The sequence below is a fragment of the Asticcacaulis sp. genome (assembly GCF_047605585.1).
GTDB lineage: Bacteria > Pseudomonadota > Alphaproteobacteria > Caulobacterales > Caulobacteraceae > Asticcacaulis.
Map to the genome: position 1 here is coordinate 17,700 of NZ_JASGFK010000012.1, position 16,712 is coordinate 34,411.

14 protein-coding genes are annotated in these 16,712 nt (G+C 59.2%); 4 read left to right on the forward strand and 10 right to left on the reverse strand.

Annotation, left to right across the window (positions count from 1 at the left end; translation table 11 throughout):
• Position 1: 1 nt before the first annotated feature.
• Both QM647_RS18245 and QM647_RS18250 read right to left on the reverse strand, forming a co-directional pair.
• Positions 2 to 2,044, reverse strand: a complete 2,043-nt coding sequence (locus tag QM647_RS18245) for a conjugal transfer protein TraG (protein ID WP_414996985.1) — start codon at positions 2,042 to 2,044, stop codon at positions 2 to 4.
• 459 nt (positions 2,045 to 2,503) lie between these two features.
• A complete protein-coding gene (locus QM647_RS18250) occupies positions 2,504 to 5,134 on the reverse strand; it encodes an ATP-binding protein (RefSeq protein WP_414996986.1) in 2,631 nt (876 codons plus the stop codon).
• A 615-nt stretch (positions 5,135 to 5,749) separates the two neighbouring features.
• On the opposite strand from QM647_RS18250, the gene QM647_RS18255 reads away from it, so the two are divergent.
• Entirely contained in the window at positions 5,750 to 6,157 is a 408-nt protein-coding gene (locus QM647_RS18255; RefSeq protein WP_414996987.1) for a response regulator, read from the forward strand.
• Between the two features lie 278 nt (positions 6,158 to 6,435).
• On the opposite strand, the gene QM647_RS18260 is transcribed toward QM647_RS18255, so the two are convergent.
• The 8 genes from QM647_RS18260 to QM647_RS18295 all read right to left on the reverse strand — a co-directional run bounded on the left by QM647_RS18260 (position 6,436) and on the right by QM647_RS18295 (position 14,966).
• Positions 6,436 to 8,400: a DUF3363 domain-containing protein gene (locus tag QM647_RS18260; protein WP_414996988.1), complete on the reverse strand. Its 1,965-nt coding sequence runs from the start codon at positions 8,398 to 8,400 to the stop codon at positions 6,436 to 6,438.
• Positions 8,401 to 8,563: 163 nt separating this feature from the next.
• Complete coding sequence (locus QM647_RS18265; protein ID WP_414996989.1) at positions 8,564 to 9,166, reverse strand: lytic transglycosylase domain-containing protein; 603 nt, start codon at positions 9,164 to 9,166, stop codon at positions 8,564 to 8,566.
• Complete coding sequence (locus QM647_RS18270; RefSeq protein ID WP_414997042.1) at positions 9,163 to 9,651, reverse strand: S26 family signal peptidase; 489 nt, start codon at positions 9,649 to 9,651, stop codon at positions 9,163 to 9,165. Before QM647_RS18270 ends, QM647_RS18265 begins: the two co-directional genes overlap by 4 nt.
• 535 nt (positions 9,652 to 10,186) lie before the next feature.
• Entirely contained in the window at positions 10,187 to 10,603 is a 417-nt protein-coding gene (locus QM647_RS18275) for an ATPase (RefSeq protein ID WP_414996990.1), read from the reverse strand.
• 11 nt (positions 10,604 to 10,614) lie between these two features.
• Complete coding sequence (locus tag QM647_RS18280) at positions 10,615 to 10,914, reverse strand: hypothetical protein (protein WP_414996991.1); 300 nt, start codon at positions 10,912 to 10,914, stop codon at positions 10,615 to 10,617.
• A gap of 317 nt (positions 10,915 to 11,231) precedes the next feature.
• Entirely contained in the window at positions 11,232 to 13,217 is a 1,986-nt protein-coding gene (locus tag QM647_RS18285) for a ParB/RepB/Spo0J family partition protein (RefSeq protein ID WP_414996992.1), read from the reverse strand.
• Between the two features lie 373 nt (positions 13,218 to 13,590).
• Complete coding sequence (locus tag QM647_RS18290) at positions 13,591 to 13,932, reverse strand: DUF736 domain-containing protein (protein ID WP_414996993.1); 342 nt, start codon at positions 13,930 to 13,932, stop codon at positions 13,591 to 13,593.
• Between the two features lie 314 nt (positions 13,933 to 14,246).
• Complete coding sequence (locus QM647_RS18295) at positions 14,247 to 14,966, reverse strand: DNA methyltransferase (protein WP_414996994.1); 720 nt, start codon at positions 14,964 to 14,966, stop codon at positions 14,247 to 14,249.
• 265 nt (positions 14,967 to 15,231) lie between these two features.
• On the opposite strand from QM647_RS18295, the gene QM647_RS18300 reads away from it, so the two are divergent.
• From QM647_RS18300 to QM647_RS18310, 3 genes are all read left to right on the forward strand, one after another.
• The gene (locus tag QM647_RS18300) at positions 15,232 to 15,564 is read left to right on the forward strand and encodes a hypothetical protein (RefSeq protein WP_414996995.1); all 333 of its coding nucleotides are present in this window, start codon (positions 15,232 to 15,234) and stop codon (positions 15,562 to 15,564) included.
• Positions 15,565 to 15,724: 160 nt separating this feature from the next.
• Positions 15,725 to 16,333, forward strand: a complete 609-nt coding sequence (locus QM647_RS18305; protein ID WP_414996996.1) for a GntR family transcriptional regulator — start codon at positions 15,725 to 15,727, stop codon at positions 16,331 to 16,333.
• Between the two features lie 186 nt (positions 16,334 to 16,519).
• Positions 16,520 to 16,660 (forward strand): hypothetical protein, encoded by a 141-nt coding sequence (locus QM647_RS18310; RefSeq protein WP_414996997.1) that lies wholly within the window; start codon positions 16,520 to 16,522, stop codon positions 16,658 to 16,660.
• Positions 16,661 to 16,712: the final 52 nt, after the last annotated feature.

Below are 16,712 nucleotides of genomic sequence, written 5' to 3' on the forward strand. Positions count from 1 at the left end.
GTCAGAGGTCCCGGAAGAAATCGAGGTTCAGCGCTTTGGCGGATTTGCGGTCGGCGCCCATGGTCGCCGCCTGGGTCACCGCGCGATTGGCGCGCGCCCGGTCGATGGCCTTCTTGTCCTGGACGGCGTCTGCGTCCTCCTCGGGCGTGACCTCCACTTCCGGCGCTGGCGAGGGATCTTCGGTCTTCTCAATGTCGAGTTCGGGGACGCGTTGCAGCTGCTTGCCATCCTCGACATCCTTCTTGTCTGCGACCTTCAGCGCCTCACGCAGGGCATTGGAGATGCCGCGCACTTGGGACGCCCAGTCGTCGACACACGCGACCGGTTTATCAGCGTAGCCTGAGACCTGAAGCATCGGCGGCGCCAGACGGCGTGCGGTGAAGTTGGCGTCCTCAAAATAGCGCAGCTTGCGGGCGCGGATCGGCGCCAGGCCGGAGACGAGCACCAGTTCATCGCGCGGCGGTAACTGCATGATTTCGCCAGGGGTCAGGAGAGGACGGGCGGTTTCCTGACGGCTGACCATGACGTGGGCGAGCCAGGGCGATAGCCGGTGGCCGGCATAGTTGCGCTGGGCGCGTTGTTCCGTCGCCGTGCCAAGGGCATCGGAAATGCGTTTGGCGGTGCGTTCATCATTGGTCGAAAAGGCGACGCGGACGTGGCAGTTGTCGAGGATGGAGTTATTGTCGCCATATGCCTTAGCGATTTGGTTCAGGCTTTGGGCGATGAGAAAGGCGCGGATGCCGTAGCCGGCGATAAAGGCCAGTGAGGTTTCGAAGAAGTCCAGACGGCCCAGGGCGGGGAATTCGTCGAGCATCATCAAAAGCTGGAAGCGGTGCCGGAAGCCTTCGTTGCCGTCCAGCTGTTCGGTCAGGCGACGACCGATCTGGTTCAGGATCAGACGGATCAGCGGCTTGGTGCGCGAGATATCGGAGGGCGGCACGACCAGATACAGGGATGCCGGGCGCGCGCCATCCATCAGATCCGCAATCCGCCAGTCGCAGGCGGCGGTGGTCGCCGACACCACCGGATCGCGGTACAGCCCCAGGAAGGACATGGCGGTGGACAACACGCCGGAGCGTTCGTTTTCGGACTTGTTCAGGACTTCCCGCGCGGCCGAAGCCACCACTGGGTGGACGACCGGCGCTTTCGGCGTGCCCAGATGATTGGTCGTCATCATGCGGCGTAGCGTGTTCTCGAATGTGCGCTCGGGATCGGAGAGGAAGGTGGCGACGCGCGCCAGGGTCTTGACCTCTTCCGCATACAGAACGTGCAGAATGACTCCTACCAGGAGCGCGTGGCTGGTCTTGTCCCAGTGGGAGCGCTGCTCCAGGGCGCCTTCTGGATCGACGAGCACGTCGGCGATGTTCTGCACGTCGCGAACTTCGTTCGGGCCTTTGCGGACCTCCAGCAAGGGATTGAACCGGGCAGAGCGGACGTCCGTGGGATTGAACAACAGGCAGTGTGAGAATTTGGAACGCCAGCCGGCGGTGAGTTCCCAGTTTTCGCCCTTGATGTCATGAACGATGACGGAACCGGTCCAGGACAGCAGGGTAGGAATGACCAGTCCTACGCCCTTCCCGGAACGGGTCGGCGCAAAGGCCATGACATGCTCGGGCCCAGTGTGGCGGATATAGCCGTCGCGCCACCGGCCTAAGAAGACCCCCAGGTCGCGCAGAAGGCCGGATTGCTCGATTTCGCGGTGGGTCGCCCAGCGGGCAGAGCCGTAGGTCGTGACCAGTTTGGCCTGCCGAGCCCGCCAGACGGAACCGGCTATCGCGGTCGAGCATCCGATCAGGCCACTGGCGGCCGCCACCATGCCCGACCGCGCGAAGACCTCCGGCGCATAGGCGTCGTAAAAGTACCACCAGATAAACAGCTGCCAGGGACGATAGACCGGCAATCCAAATAGCCGGAACCAGTCAGGTCCCAGTTGCGCCTGATACCCCAACTGCGCCGCTGCCCACTGGGTGGCCGCCCACACGCCCAAAAGCGCGGTCAGCAGCACGACCAGTATCTGGCCAAACAGCAGTTTCGTCGGGGTCATCGACAGGGTCCGGGATGAGAGATTTCAGTCTCTTCATCTTCGGACAACGGTCTGGAATCAGCGATTCACCGCCGGGGGACTGGCGCGGACATCGAGGGCCACCACGGCTAGTAGCGAAATTATCTGGCTTTTGCCCATTCACTCGAATGATCTCTGCAAATTTCTGCACGTTCAATGCGGGACAGGCTTCTTTGTCCTCAGTCCGAGGACAGCGGACAAGTTTGCCAGGTCGCCCCCGGAAAAATTCCTTGTAGGCCAACCATTTGCGCTAATCTGCTATGCGCCCAATCCGGACCTTAGGTTCCACATTGAATTCAGTGCCTGAAAGCGGACCAAAGGCGGACATTTTCAGATCGGGTTCACCTGCCGAGCAGCAGACATCCAATGCCAATAATGCCAATTTTGCTCTTGTTCGATAGTGGAGAGTGTGAAGTCTGGCAGTCACTCGGCCGTTGAGATTTATTCCGAATCCAAGACCTGACGGAGTTTCGCTGCCAGTTGATCAATGGTGAAGGGCTTGGCCAGAAAATTCGTTCCTGGGTCGAGAATGCCATTATGAACCACGGCATTGCGCGTGTAACCCGTCGTGTAGATCACTTTCAGCTCCGGCTGACTCTTGTGCAACTCGTCGGCCAACTGCCTCCCTGTCATCTCCGGCATGACGATGTCCGTGAACAATAGCGACATGGCCTGGCCCTTGCGTATCAGACCAAGGGCTTCTGACCCGCTCGACGCATGAACGACCGTGTAGCCAAGTTCGCGTAAGGCATCCACGGTCACGCTGCGGACACGGTCTTCGTCTTCAACGACCATGATGACTTCGTGACTATGGCCCCCCTTCGATGGCCCAGTCTGCTTGCGGGCAACGGGCGTCTCCTCTCCCCAAAAGCGCGGGAAGTACATCCTGAAGGTCGTGCCATGCCCAGGTTCAGAATAGGCGCGAACGTGACCGTGCGACTGCCGGACAAACCCGAAGACCTGGCTTAGTCCCAGGCCCGTGCCCTTGCCCACGCCCTTGGTCGTAAAGAAGGGATCGAATGCCTTTGCCAGCACATCAGGCGACATGCCTGAGCCGGTATCTGTTACGGCAAACACAACATACTGCCCCGGCGCGATGTCAGCGTCACGGGCGTAGTCATCTTCGACGTGTGCATTCGTGGTTTCGATTGTCAGTTTGCCGCCGTCCGGCATGGCATCACGAGCATTCACTGCGAGGTTCACAATGGCGTTTTCGAGCTGGTTGGGATCGAGGTTCGTCTTCCAAAGTCCGGCGCCGAGTACGGTCTCCAGGCGAACGGCTTCGCCCAGCGAGCGTGCCAGCAGTTCAGACAGGTTCTGAACCAGGCGATTGCCATCGATAGCTTCGGGAGACAGTGGCTGTTGTCGTGAGAATGCCAGAAGGCGCTTTGTCAGTTCCGCCGCGCGATTGGCACCTTCCATGGCGTTATCGATGTATTTGATGACGTCGGTATCGCCACGTGCCAGACGACGTTGCGTGAGATTGAGGCCACCGATGATGATCGCCAGCATATTGTTGAAGTCGTGCGCGATGCCACCCGTCAGCTGTCCGACGGCTTCCATCTTCTGGAGCTGCCTGACCTGACCCTCGGCATCGGCCCGACCTGCGCGTGAGTCGACCAGATCCTGAGCCGCACCATCGAGTTCGACTTCCTGGCGATCAATTCGGGTATTTAGCCGAACGAGCGCTTCGGCACGCTCAACCGCCAGCCAGGTCAATTCGGCAATCTCCTTGACCAGAGACACCTCGGATGCCGTCCAGTGCCTGACCTCGGCATGGTGCGCGTAGATTCCCGCGCTCCAACGGCCGGCATCCATTAGCGGCACGCAAACACCAGACAAAACGCCGCCGTTGTAATAAGGCGCCAGATCACCGTTTTCCTCGTGCCGGCTGTCGCTGAAAACGAGCGTTTTACCGCTGCGGCGTTGCACCTCGGCGCGGCGTCCAAACGTCGACACCGGATGCTCTCCAAGAAGCGGCGCGAGATTGCCATCGGCCCAGTTGCCGGAGTGGCGCATGCGATCCTGGCTCAGCAGACGATAAAAGCCGACACGGTGAACACCAAGGCGCTGCCCCAGCGTCTCGGATGACAGGCGGATAATCGCTTCAGGGTCTTTCAATGCCCGCTGTTTGGCTGTCAGCGAGATGACAAAATCCCGCTCATCCTTGGCAGCCCGGATCGCTATGTCCGCCAGCTTCCGGTCGGTAACGTCAAAGCTCACGCCCGGAAAGCGGACGCACCTGCCTTGATCGTCAAGCAGGCACTTGCCTTGCGCCGACACCCAGCGCGTCGTTCCGTCGGCATGAAGGAGGCGGTATTCTGAGATGAACGTACCGCCAGACCCGACGGCAACGGCGATCTCATCTTGGACACGCGGCAAATCTTCAGGATGAATACCGGCGAAGAAATTTGCGATAGGTGCGCCCTTCGCGGCTTTTTCCGGATCGACGCCGTACAGGCTGGCGAACCGTCCGTCAGCCGTCACCCAATCCTTGACAACATCCCAATCCCAGGTGCCGATGCTGTTGCCTGCCGACAGCGACAATTCGAGACGTCCCGCGACTTCATCGCGCTCGCGTTCCGCAATCACTCGGGGTGTGGTCTCGCCGGTCACGCAGAATAGCCCAGCGACCGATCCATCTGAATCATAGGCTGGCGAATAGGTGAAGGTCCACCAGCTCTCCTCGGCCGAGCCTTCACGGCTGAGATCAAGCTTCATATCGGTCATCACCGTCGCTTCGCCGGCCAACGTTTTCTCGACCAATGGGCCAATGTCATCCCATATCGTAGCCCAGACTTCCCGAAAACGCCGGCCCAGGGCTGTTTCCAGCCGATAGCCCAGAACAGGGCGGTACGCATCATTGTAAAAACACGCGAGATCTGGCCCCCAGGCCAGAAACATCGGTGTTGGACAAGCCATTACCAGAAGCAGCTGTGCACGCAGAGCGGACGGCCACTCTTCAAGGCCCCCTAATCCACTCGCCGTGAACCCAGGGCTGCACATTTCTTGCCCGGATAAGGTTTGGCAGGCCACTCGTCTGAGGGCATCCGTCTCGGCAGACTGGGTCATTTGCGAGGTGTGCTCCGCGGAATTGTAGCGGACTTACCGCAGGTTTAGCATCGAGGATGTCAGACACATCGTATAGCAATTTGATAATTCTGGCGATATCCCAAGCCTGTATATGCTCTGTTTTTACTGAGCACGTAGAGACAACGAACGCAGGAAAAGCCAATATCCGCAACACTAACCGCTTATAGGACCCGCCAGCTTATATTGGCAGCGGAGGCGGCCTTTGCCGTTTACACCGTGTTGCCACGGCATTGGCTGCATAACGCCGCTTGCCTGATACAGGGATCGATCATAGGTCAGGTCGAAAAAGAAGACGTTTCCGATTTCCTCTGTGCCCTCAACGCGATCGCCGCAAGCTGTACAGCCGATATCCGAAGCGATAACCTCCTGAGCGCGTTACAAAGTTCAGTTCTCAGCGAATGGGTATCTGACCTTCTACAACGGGGGCACTACAACGAACGCCTTTTAATCGACAGCTTGATATCGCTAATCACTATTCGGGCGCATTGCCGAACGCTCGCTTACCCATAAATCACATCAGCTTTTTACTTCCTCAGGCGGCCAATAGCGGTGATATTTGGATTGGATGGCTGGCAACAGAATGGAGAGGTTCCAATGTCCAGGGCACTTCCCAACCTGCCCAAGGAATATGCAGTTCCTACTGGTCGTCGCATCCTGATCATCGACGACAATGAGCCACTGAATCGATCGCTCGCGGAGGCATTGACTGACCACGGGCATGAAGTCCTAGCCGTCGTCGACGGGGAAACCGCCTTCGTACTGGCCCACGACTTCAATCCGCATATTATGCTGCTGGATTTGGCCATGCCTGGGGGAATGGACGGCTATGAAATTTGCCAACGCTTCAGAGCCCTGCCGAAATTTGATGACACCCGCATCTATGCGCATTCGGGCACGGCGGCGTGGACCGACCAGCAAAGGGTCGCGGACAGCGGCTTTGATTTTCTCCTGGGCAAACCAATGAATTGGGACCTCTTGATTACGCTCATAAGTATTCATTAGATCAGACGACAAGGGCGTTGAAACGCACGTGGCTGTCGCCTTTCCGACGTTGGAACGCGAATGCAAAACCCCAAAATAACAAAGTTATCTCAATTGACGCGAGATCGGTGTGCGTGAAGGTACACCTTCATCATCCGGGGGATTCCATGACTAAGCATTTCCGCATTTGGCTTACAGTTCTAAAACGTGGATGTCTCTTAACGGCCATCGACGGAAGCCAGCTAACTTCCGCTTAATCCCAAAAGCTGAAAATCAAGACATCCTGTGTGTGGCAGAAACTAAGAAATCCCCCGCCCGCGACCACGACCGATGGTCCAGTTGATGCCCTGTTCGCGGTGTATGCCGGCGACACGCTTGCCGATATGATCGTCGAGTACCGAACGCCAAGGCACGAGTGTGAATTCCTTCCCCTGCTCGACCATGGCGAATTTCCCACTGGGTAGGTTAACCGACTGGCGGAGCTGCCCGTCAATACGATCGCCGAGCCGAGATGGCAGGTATTCCATCCCAGATTGCTTTGACAGGCGAGTCGCTGCGTTCGCCAGATCACGTCGTTCAAGGGTCGCAAGCATATCAGGCTTGGACCGGAAGACACCATCAGTGTCAAATGCCAGATCCTGTTGCAGCAACCAGGCCTGACGCTGCTGGAGGGCGGCGGCCATAGACTTGCCAAAGCCCGCCTCGGCCGGTGTAACCGTAGGTTCGACGAGTTCCCGATCCAGCCAGGTGGCGCCATTGTACGTTTCGAGGCTGCCCAGCTCGATCGGTGACAACAGGTGAACCTCGACCGGGGCCAGATTTAGGCGCTTCTCCTCATATGCCAGCGCGTGGTCCAAGTAGGCCGGATCAATTCGAATGGCGCCCTCTTCCGTTCGCTCGACCTTGCCGGTCATGCGGCGAATGGCTTCCAACCGGCGAAGATGTGTCTCGGCATATGCTTCTGTGGCGGTCCGATCAAAATTGAGGTGGGCCGCGACATCATAGAGGTCGTTATTGGATGCGGCGACTTCCATGATCGTGCGATCTGCTCCTTTGATCTCCGCGACTTTGAATTCAACTCTGACAAGCGCGTTGTCATCAAGCGGCTTCGTTCGATCGGCCTGACCGATATCGATCCAATGAACCGCTCCGTCGACCCCATCCACCATGAGGAAATGTCGATCAAGGTCGCCGTCCAAGAGCCCGCGCTTGAGGACCTGCCCAACAATAGACGCCTGAGACCCGCGGCCTTCCTCAACCTGATGAATAACCCCCTCTTCGGCGGCGCGCTCCATACCTTTCAACTGAAGCTCGCGGTGAAGGGATTTGATGATGTCACCGCGTTCCCCCATCCGACGGAGTGTCGCGTCCATCCCTTCCGCCAGTCGCCAGCGTCCTTTCCCCATGTCCTCGGCGAGGCCAAATTCATGCAGCTTGCGCAGGCGACCGGTCTGGTAGGCGCGAACTTTCTGATCCAGGGCGTCCGGCTCCACGATGCGATCCAGTGACATGTTGCGGATCAGTTGGCGATCAAGACTGGTAAGCCGCGCCTGATCCACCTCCTGTCGCCGCGCCAGATCGATTTCACGCTCGGATCGAGGCCCAAGGTCTAAGGTGACGAGCGCCTGAAGACGATCGCGCATACCTTCGGCAATATAATCGCGGGCGATGGTCAAGTCCTTCCCATTTTCGTCCCGTCCTCGGACCACGATATGGGTGTGCGGATGACCGGTATTGTGGTGGTCGACTGCGACCCAGTCGAGCTGGGTGCCGAGATCCTTTTCCATCTGGTCCATGAAGCGGCGGGTCAGGGATTTCAGATCAGCATATTGATCGCCATCTTCCGCCGACACTATAAAGCGAAATTGGCGCGTATCGTCCGCCGCCCGGTCCATGAAATCGCGCCCGTCGGATTGGTTACTTGCCCGGTCATACAAGGTGCCTGGCTTCCCTTCCAACGTCACGCCATCACGCTGAAGATATCTCAGGTGCGCCCGCGCTGCCTTCAGGCCTTTGCCGGTTAGGCTCGTGTACCGGGCTTTGAGGATGACACGGCGAGCGGCTGGCCCCCTTACGCGACCGCCGGCTGTCACCGTCGAAATGCCCGCTCCCCTACCCCGGCTAAACCTCTTACCGACTCCGCCTCGTCCGATTGGTTTCAGACCGCCGGATTTGCGTGCGGCTTTGAGCACTTTGGGGACAAAAGACCGGTCGCCCTTGGCCCGAATTCGCCCCAGTCGGGGCGTTACGTCGTCGTCTTTCATCTCAATAGCCGATCTGAACAAATTCAACGAATTACAGCGAAACAACTCCTGGCAAATTTTTCAAATCCCAGAAAACGATGTGCAGACAATCACTTACGCGAAACGAGAGTTGAGCCTTTATCTTGCCTTCATTCTGTTCCCGTTTCGATCACGCTCCAGCCCCTCACTCCAAGGGCACAAAAATGGTGGGCGTCTCTCCTGCCGACCGATCGTCCGCCCCCTCCCTCAAGGTAACGAAGACCGAGGGGGGATTGACGGGCTGATCGGTCGTCAACCGTGTCAGTTTAGCCAGGTACAGCTTTGTTTCCATCGGCAGTTTCTCGCCTGCCAGACTGCGCCCGTAACGATCCGGCCCGGCATTGTAGGCGGCGAACAATCCGGGGTATCCGAAGGCGTCATAAGCCAGTCGAAGGTAGGCCGTGCCTGCCATGATATTGTCCGCCGCATCGTAAGGATCGCTGCCCAGACCATAACGTTGTCGCATCTCGGCGTAGGTCTGGGGCATGAGTTGCATGAGCCCAATCGCGCCTTTTGGGGAGGTGTTCGGGCCGCCGTTCAGCATCGTCTGACCGCCGCTTTCCGCCAGAATGACGGCTTCGATCCAGGCCCCAGGAATGTTGAATTTCAGCGAGGCCTTGGCGATTTCCGAGCGCCATCTCGTGGCGATTTCGGTGTGTGATCCCCCGTCCGGAGGTGCCGCGTCCGCCGTCGCCGATAGACCAAAAATGGCGAGGCTTAAGGCGATCCAGCTGACCCGCCACCTCATAAATGCACCAACCGGGCGCGGATCGCCTGCCGCTGGATCACCCCGAAATAACGCCCGTCGAATGATGACGGGGCACCTCTGTTCAGTACGAAAACCTCGTTGTTGTTGAGGGTCAAGCAGCCGGACCACCAAGGCATAGGCCTGCCTCGATGATCCAAACGCATGCGGGTGGCAACGACTTTCCCGTTGATCGAAATGAGACCGTCGGCGGCGCAAACCCGGTCACCACCGAGCGCCGCCACAGATTTGATCATGGGCACGGTCTTTGGCGAATACCCACGCGCATCGGCTAGTTCACGGGCCGGGTCCGGTGCCGTGATCAAGACCCAATCGCCCCTTGCCGGACTCGTCGGGGCCAACGTGCGATAGTATCCGAGGGGCGCACTGGGGCTGGGGTTATAGATTATGGCGGGTCGTTCGGACCGGCCTGCCAGCGCCAGACAGCCGAACGCAATGGCGGTGGCGGTAAGATAGACGCGCCGCACACTGCGAGCCTGTCCGAGACGGGATCGAGGGAATATGCGGATGATCAAAGCGCCTCTCCTTCGTCCAGGCGCGGCGATTTGGTAGAGGTTTTCCCTTGGCTCCAGGCCGTCAGGTCATCGATATGATATCTGACTGACCAGCTCAGTTGGCGAAATGCCGGACCGGTTCCGGATTGTCTGAGACGTGCCAGAGTTTTGGTCGAAAGGCCCAAATAGTGCCCCGCCTGTGAGGCATTGAGATAAGGGCTACCCTTACGCGCCTGTGCCGCGCGTGCGATTGCGTCGTCCATGTTTTCTGTCCCAAAAACGCCGGGCGCGACGGCGTCCGGTCGTTTGGACAGGGTGGTTTTTGGAGGGGGGTTGCGGGAGATTCGGAAACGGGTCCCACCTGAAATCGAATCCCCCTAAAGGGCCGACTTTACGCGGTGATCGGCATCGATTTCGCCCCCCCGCGAGCCATGCCGCTGGCATGGCGAGCCGCCGGAAACTGTTCCCAATTCCCGGCTTCACGTCTCATTTTAGGGCCAGCCATCCGTTAGTCCGGCGGGTCTTCCTGCCCGTCCGGGGCGGGTCGGCTGGTCATCGCCTCTAAGTGGTCAATCACGGCCTGTTCAACGAAAACACAGGCCTCCGTGTCAGCAAGGGCGACGTTGAAAATGTCCCGCCAGACCGCTCTTCTCAGGTGCGCCACGCGGCCTGTTCGGTAGGCATTTTCGGGTGTGAGCCGCTCATTCGCGGTCGATCCACTGCGGTGTGGATCGCATTCGATAAGGGCAACAAAGCCGTCATCGGCCAGCGTTTGATGCTCTGGACAAAGCCCCCAGCCGGTCGTTGTATGGCGCTCCATGCTGGCGCGTAGTCGCTTATCCAGAAGTAAACTGCCGGTATCAAACATAATACCGCAGATCAAACATGCCCGCTGTTCCATCGAAACAAATGATTTATCGCTCATAGCTGCGGCTCCTAGTACGGCACATAAACGAGGCACGTCAGGGCAAGGTAGTCGGCGGGTGTGAACTCCCAAAGAGCGAGGCAAATGCTGTCAATATCGCTCTTTAACAGAGTGCAGCCACCGTCCGGATTTGGCTTCACATTCAGAATGCCCTCCAGAATGCACACCAGTTCTGGAGCCACAGCCATCGCCTTTGCCATGGTTTCGGTCGGCATATCGTCAAGCCCGTCAGGGGTCATTGTAGCTACTAGGGTGCGCGCAACATCATCCTGAACAATCTGCTTCTGGTCAGGCAGGTAGATCAATTTCATTGAATTCTCTCCTATCGAGGCTGGGTTTCAGCGAGCCTCTTGGCCCGCCTGAAACCTTGGCCGTCGCCGAGACCGGGGTAGCAGAGGTCAAGGGCGGTCAGGGCGGAGGGGTATCTCCCGGTCTGGCAGGCGCTCTATCGCGCCGAAGACTGGGGATACCGCCCTGACCGGTCCCGCTTGCGGGACTTGACCCTTGACCGGCGCGAGGGCAGCGCCCTTAGTCTTGCCTCGCTTGAAATGACAAAAGCCCCGCGCCCTGAGGCGCGGGACTATCCTGTCTAATAAGAAAGAGGCCGCTGACGCGGCCCCCTCCCCGGCTATTCCGCTGCTTCCGGAAGCTCCGTTTCAGCCTCCGCCACAAGGGCCAGAGGTACCACCCGCAACAGTGGCGGGAACCAGCCAGTCGGCATGACCAGCGTCTCAGCTTCGGCCGCCATGTCCGCCTTCTTGAATTTGGCGATGCGGTCAGCGGCAGCATCCCCGACCGCTTCCCGCACGGCCTCCGTGATCTGATCCTTGGTCACGCGACTGAAATACCGGCGCGCCGTAGGCCGCCAATGCGCGCCCATTTCAAGCGATAGGCTGGTGGCCAACGCTTCCGCGAACCGTTCTGCTGGACGCTTGTCAAATGGCTGACGCACCACATTAATCGTGAGGCCAATGCAATGTGCGATTAACAGGCCGAGGTCCTCCGGGTCCATGGCCAGCAGGTAAGACCAAAGCGCATCCGCCTCCGGCAATCGCATAGCCCACGCGTCATGACGCGCCTGCAATGCTTCGACAGCGGTGGATTGATCGTAGTCCTCCATCCACCCCTTGAGGTCGGTGCTGACGGAACGGATTTCGAGGCAAGAACTAGATCGGTCCCCATAGAAGGCGTCCAGCACTAGTAAATGGGCCAAGGCGCGCCCTGCGATCTCCGGTTGCTCGCCCAAGGCCAGACGCATGGCGACTGTGCGATGGGCCGTCAGGTCACGAACCAGCCCGTCTGACAACTTTGTGCTGACGACCTTCTTCTCGTCGTCCTCACCATCCTGATCGTCCCGATAGTCCCCGCCGTCGCCGCCTTCATCTGCCGTCTCGTCATCGTCGGCATCATCATCCTGCCGCTGCGAGGCCTCCCAATCCTCGGCGCGGATGAGGCCACGTTCCACCTTTACACTGCCATCATAGGTCAGACTGACGATGACACCAGCGCGGGCGATGTCATCCGGATCAAAGGCCGAGGCACGCGCCTGAAGTTCAGCGATGTCCGTTTCCAGTTCGGTCATCTTGGCATCGATGTCGTCCGGAAACTCGTCGTAGTCTTCATATGCTTCCGACAGGTTGCGCAGTTCGGTCTTGGCTGCATCCAGCGTCATCGCATCTTCGTCCGACAAAGCCACGACCTTCGGGAAGGCACGGCGCATACCGGCGATATACGGGAAGTCGATATGAGCCTCGACCCATTTCCAGCCTTCGGCAGTCTGGACGGCTGCGCCTTCTTCCATCAGCAGGTCCAGCACCAGCTTATCGAGCAGCACACCATCGGTAAGCCTGCCGCCCCCCTCTTCGGTAAAGAGATCGCGCTCGACCTGCCCGCCCGATGCCTCGTAAGCTTCGATGCCGATGAACTTCGCCCGGCGATCATCGCTGTCCACATCGCCCTGCGTCATCAGACGGCGGATGTGGTGGGGTTCTTGCTGCCACTGGTTCAGCCCAGCATAGATGGCTTCCTGACGCGTGTGGTCCTCACTGACACAGAAGGCCATCAACTGGTCCAGCGTCAGCTTTTCGTCCCGATAGGCCTGCATCAGGCGGGGCGCGACCGCTCCCAGACGTAGGCGCTGCTTGACCTTGCGAACGGTTACGCCAAACCGGGCGGCGATATCTTCCGCGCTGCGACCGTCCTCGATATTCATCTTGCGGAAGGCCTCAAACTCGTCAGCCGGGTGCATCGCCTCGCGGGTTACGTTTTCGTCGAGGCTGATTTCGTGCGGATCGTTGACGGTATCGATGACGCACGGGATCGGTTCGTCGTCGGTGATTGCGCCGCGCGTCAGACGCAGCAACTGTGCCAGCCTGCGCCCTTCACCGATGGTAACGAAGAAGCGTCCAGTCGGACAATCGATCTCGTCCGTCTCCGGCTCCACGACGAGGTTTTGCAGAATGCCCTTGGCAGCGATGCTACCCGCTAAGGCCTCGATGGCGTCGGCGGTATGCGGGACTTTGCGGACATTTCGCGGGGATTTGAGCAACTGGCTCAAGGGGATCAGGGTGTGAACACCGGTTTCGACAGCGGTAATTTTAGATTGCTTATTCATGGTCTGATTTCCTTTAAAGGCTAGGGTTACAGCGGGCCTTTTGGGGCGCGCTGAAACCTTGCCCGTCGGCGAGACCGGGGTAGCAGAGGTCAAGGACGGGGCGGCCGGAGGGGGATCACCCGGCCTGCACAAGCCCCCTGGGGCGCGGAAGGCTGGGGATACCGGCCGCCGCGGTCCCCTTGGACTTCATCCTTGACCGTCGCGAGGGCAGAGCCCTTAGTCTTTTTCTCCTTCCAGGCCTTAGTCAGGCCCTATTTTTCGTCTATAGAAAGAACTTGCCGCCGTTTTCATTCCCCCCCGAATTTGGCGGCGCAGGGCGCGATTGCCCCCCAATCGCGCCCGCCCCTCGCATCCAACGCGCAGCCAAAGCCCCTCAGGTCTCTTTGGGGGGCTTTGCGCTTTTCCGGTCTCCGCCCTTCGGCCGCGACCAAACCAGCATGAACATCTCAAACTCATGGTCGTAGCTAAGGGTGGCGTAGATCGGGTTGGGGAAAATGGGGTCGTCAATCTTGACCGACAGAAACTCACCACCTTGATCATTGGTGCGCCGCCAGCCCGCGCCACATTGGACGCTGCCCCAGTGGATGCGATAGTCGGGTGCGTTTTCGGACACGCGTTCGACGGGGACGATATTGACAGTGAGGTTCAGGGTCAGAGTGAGGATGTTGCCGACATAGATATCGCCAGCCTTGGTGAAAGTTCCGATAATTTGCATGGTGTTACCTTTCCAAATGGGTTCCAGCGCTGAAAAGCCGCGCTGAAACCCTGGCCGTCGCCGAGACCGGGGTAGCAGAGGTCCAGGGGTACGGGCGGAGGGGGATCACCCGGCCTGGCAGGCGCACCGTTCGCGCCGAAGGTTGGGGACACCGCCCACGCCCCTTGACCGCCGCGAGGGCAGCGCCATTAGCCTTCTGAACCTGAGGCGCCACCGCGCCACTTGATAGGTAACGAGCCGCGATTGTCCGCGCCGATCCCTCCTTGTCCCTGACAGACCCCCAAACCTCGCGGCCTGAGGGTCTATCAGTGCGGTCAGTGTCTCAGCGTATTCTGTCCGCCTGGCGCCGGCGGCGTTTGTTGGCTCAATGCTTGGTCAAGGGGTTTCCGGAAACTGGCCAGCCGACGGGTAGCGGTCTCGAAGTGCCCGCGGTCCAGTTCGATTCCCAACCAGGCACGGCCATGCGCATCCGCGGCGACCAGGGTTGACCCGCTGCCACAGAAGGGGTCCAGCACCAGGTCGCCCGGTGCGGTGAAACACAAGATCAAAGCCGACAAGGCTTTGACGGGCTTCTGGGTCGGATGCAGCCTGTTACCGGTATAGTGGAAGTCGATCACGTCCGGGATGGGACAGGCGGGTGGCGTCACGTCCCCCTTGGCCAGAAGGTAGGCCATTTCGTGCTCGTAGCGGAGGAAACGCGCTGAGGATGCGTACTGCTTCCGAAACACGATATGCCCAACCACTCGGAAGCCGGCGGACTTCCAGGCCTCCATGAACAGGTCAACCCGGTTCCAACCATAGAACGATACGCAGAAGCCGCCAGGTTTCAGAACCCGGTGCATTTGATTGAACGCTGGTTTCAGCCAGCGATCGTTGTCGTCATTGGCGACCGACCGGCCGTCCCTGCCCTTATAGCCGACAATATAGGGTGGGTCTGTCAGGATAAAATCGACCGAGCCTTTCTCAAGCTGCTGCATGGTCGCGATGCAATCGCCTTGTAGGACGGTGTTGCGGGTGGTGATTTGAACAGTCATTGCTCTACCCTCTTCAATGGGTTCCAGCGCACTAAGGCCGCGCTGAAACCTTGGCCGTCGCCGAGACCGGGGGTAGAAAAGGCAAGGCCCGCGTCCGGAGGGGGATCGCCCGGCCTGCACAAGCCTGCGAGGAAGGTAGGGGACACCGGAGGCGGACCTTGCCCGCGCGAGGGGCGGCGCCCCTGAGCAACAAACGATTGACGGAATGCGATTTGCTTGGTGAAATTACGCTGGGCTTATCCCATGCGCCGAGGACTGGACTGCGATGACACAGCGACCGCCCGCCTCCGAGACCGATCCCTCGAATACGCCGGCGTTTGATGTCGGCGCGGCAATCGATGAGCTTTTCGAGGAGATCCTCAAAAGCGCGGACAATCCGCATCTCAACACGAGCATTGCCATTCTCCGAGAAGAGACCCTGGCCATTCGGGCCTACGAGCCCGATTGGCTGCCCGATCGGGAGGCGGAATATCAAAGGTTGCTGGACTGCTGGCGGCGGCGGGATAAACAGGGACTGCGGCGTGAGCTGATGGCCTATTATCAGCGCCGCGAGGATATTTCGGACCGGGTGGCGCAGGGCATCTACAAACCCAGTTGATCTGGACACAGAGGGACCAGGCAGAGCGTGCCCCCTCCTCCCAGCTTGATTTTACCGCCTTCTCATTCTATTCTGAGGCGACTACTTTCCTCACAATATCGCGCCCAAGCTGAAACCGGCGGGTCCGCTGCCCAGGCCTCAGGCGCCGACAAGGACCGTCATGGGTAAGCCGTCCCGAAGCGAAGGCATCTATGAGGATCTCCGGAAGGAGGTCCTGGCTGGCCGCGTGCGCCCTGGTCAGAAAGTCGATATCGAAGCGCTGGCAAATAAGTACGAATTCAGCACCCAGCCCATCCGACTTCTCGTCAATCGGATGATAGGCGAGCGCGTGGTCGAGGTGACCCCGCACGACGGCTTTATGATCCCGGCGGCGAAGGAGCGCCGAATTCGCGAGGTGCATAAGTGGAACAAGCGCATCCTGCTAATGGCGATCGAGATCGCGATGCGCGAGGAGACCGATCCCGAGTTCCCACCGCTGGACTTAAGCGAGGACGATATCGTCACGGCCACGGAGGCGCTGTTCCTGGCAATCGCGGCATTTAGCGACATGGACGAAACGAAATACGCGGTCGCCAATGTGAACGATCGCCTGCGGCCCATCCGCCAGCTCGACACAGGCACACTCATCGATCATCCGGCGGAGTTAAAAGCGTTCCAGGACGCGTGGGATGCGCATGATCTAAAGTTGCTGCGGCGCTTGGTCACCAAATATCACCACAAGCGCCTGAGACTGGTCACCGAATTCGTCGCCCTCGCCTACGGGCAATAGCGCAAAACCCTTACAATATAACGATTGCAAAATTGGCCAGGCTATAAAGGTCCGGCGCCAAAAGATAATCGTTTGATCATTCAATGATCAAAATAAGATCAGTTTGGGATCATTTTCGAGGAGGCATACCCTCGGGTGGCCATGACTTTCCATGGCATTTCAACTCAAACCCGAAAGGATAAGACCATGACCAAGTATGATCGTGAATCCGAAGCCCTCGTCGATCTCGGTGCCGCCACCGTCGAAACGAAGGGCCAAGGCCGTATCGTTCAGGCCGACCTGGCAACCGAGCAATTCAAGCCCGGCTCCATGCTGTCCGCCGACTGATCCTTCGTGCGCGCGTGGCGTGATGCCGCGCGCGCATCCTTCTCTCAAAACA

Coding starts and splice junctions, on each gene's coding strand:
- QM647_RS18245 (WP_414996985.1), bottom strand. CDS start 2,044: ATGACCCCGACGAAACTGCTGTTTGGCCAGATACTGGTCGTGCTGCTG.
- QM647_RS18250 (WP_414996986.1), bottom strand. CDS start 5,134: ATGACCCAGTCTGCCGAGACGGATGCCCTCAGACGAGTGGCCTGCCAA.
- QM647_RS18255 (WP_414996987.1), top strand. CDS start 5,750: ATGTCCAGGGCACTTCCCAACCTGCCCAAGGAATATGCAGTTCCTACT.
- QM647_RS18260 (WP_414996988.1), bottom strand. CDS start 8,400: ATGAAAGACGACGACGTAACGCCCCGACTGGGGCGAATTCGGGCCAAG.
- QM647_RS18265 (WP_414996989.1), bottom strand. CDS start 9,166: ATGAGGTGGCGGGTCAGCTGGATCGCCTTAAGCCTCGCCATTTTTGGT.
- QM647_RS18275 (WP_414996990.1), bottom strand. CDS start 10,603: ATGAGCGATAAATCATTTGTTTCGATGGAACAGCGGGCATGTTTGATC.
- QM647_RS18280 (WP_414996991.1), bottom strand. CDS start 10,914: ATGAAATTGATCTACCTGCCTGACCAGAAGCAGATTGTTCAGGATGAT.
- QM647_RS18285 (WP_414996992.1), bottom strand. CDS start 13,217: ATGAATAAGCAATCTAAAATTACCGCTGTCGAAACCGGTGTTCACACC.
- QM647_RS18290 (WP_414996993.1), bottom strand. CDS start 13,932: ATGCAAATTATCGGAACTTTCACCAAGGCTGGCGATATCTATGTCGGC.
- QM647_RS18295 (WP_414996994.1), bottom strand. CDS start 14,966: ATGACTGTTCAAATCACCACCCGCAACACCGTCCTACAAGGCGATTGC.
- QM647_RS18300 (WP_414996995.1), top strand. CDS start 15,232: ATGACACAGCGACCGCCCGCCTCCGAGACCGATCCCTCGAATACGCCG.
- QM647_RS18305 (WP_414996996.1), top strand. CDS start 15,725: ATGGGTAAGCCGTCCCGAAGCGAAGGCATCTATGAGGATCTCCGGAAG.
- QM647_RS18310 (WP_414996997.1), top strand. CDS start 16,520: ATGACCAAGTATGATCGTGAATCCGAAGCCCTCGTCGATCTCGGTGCC.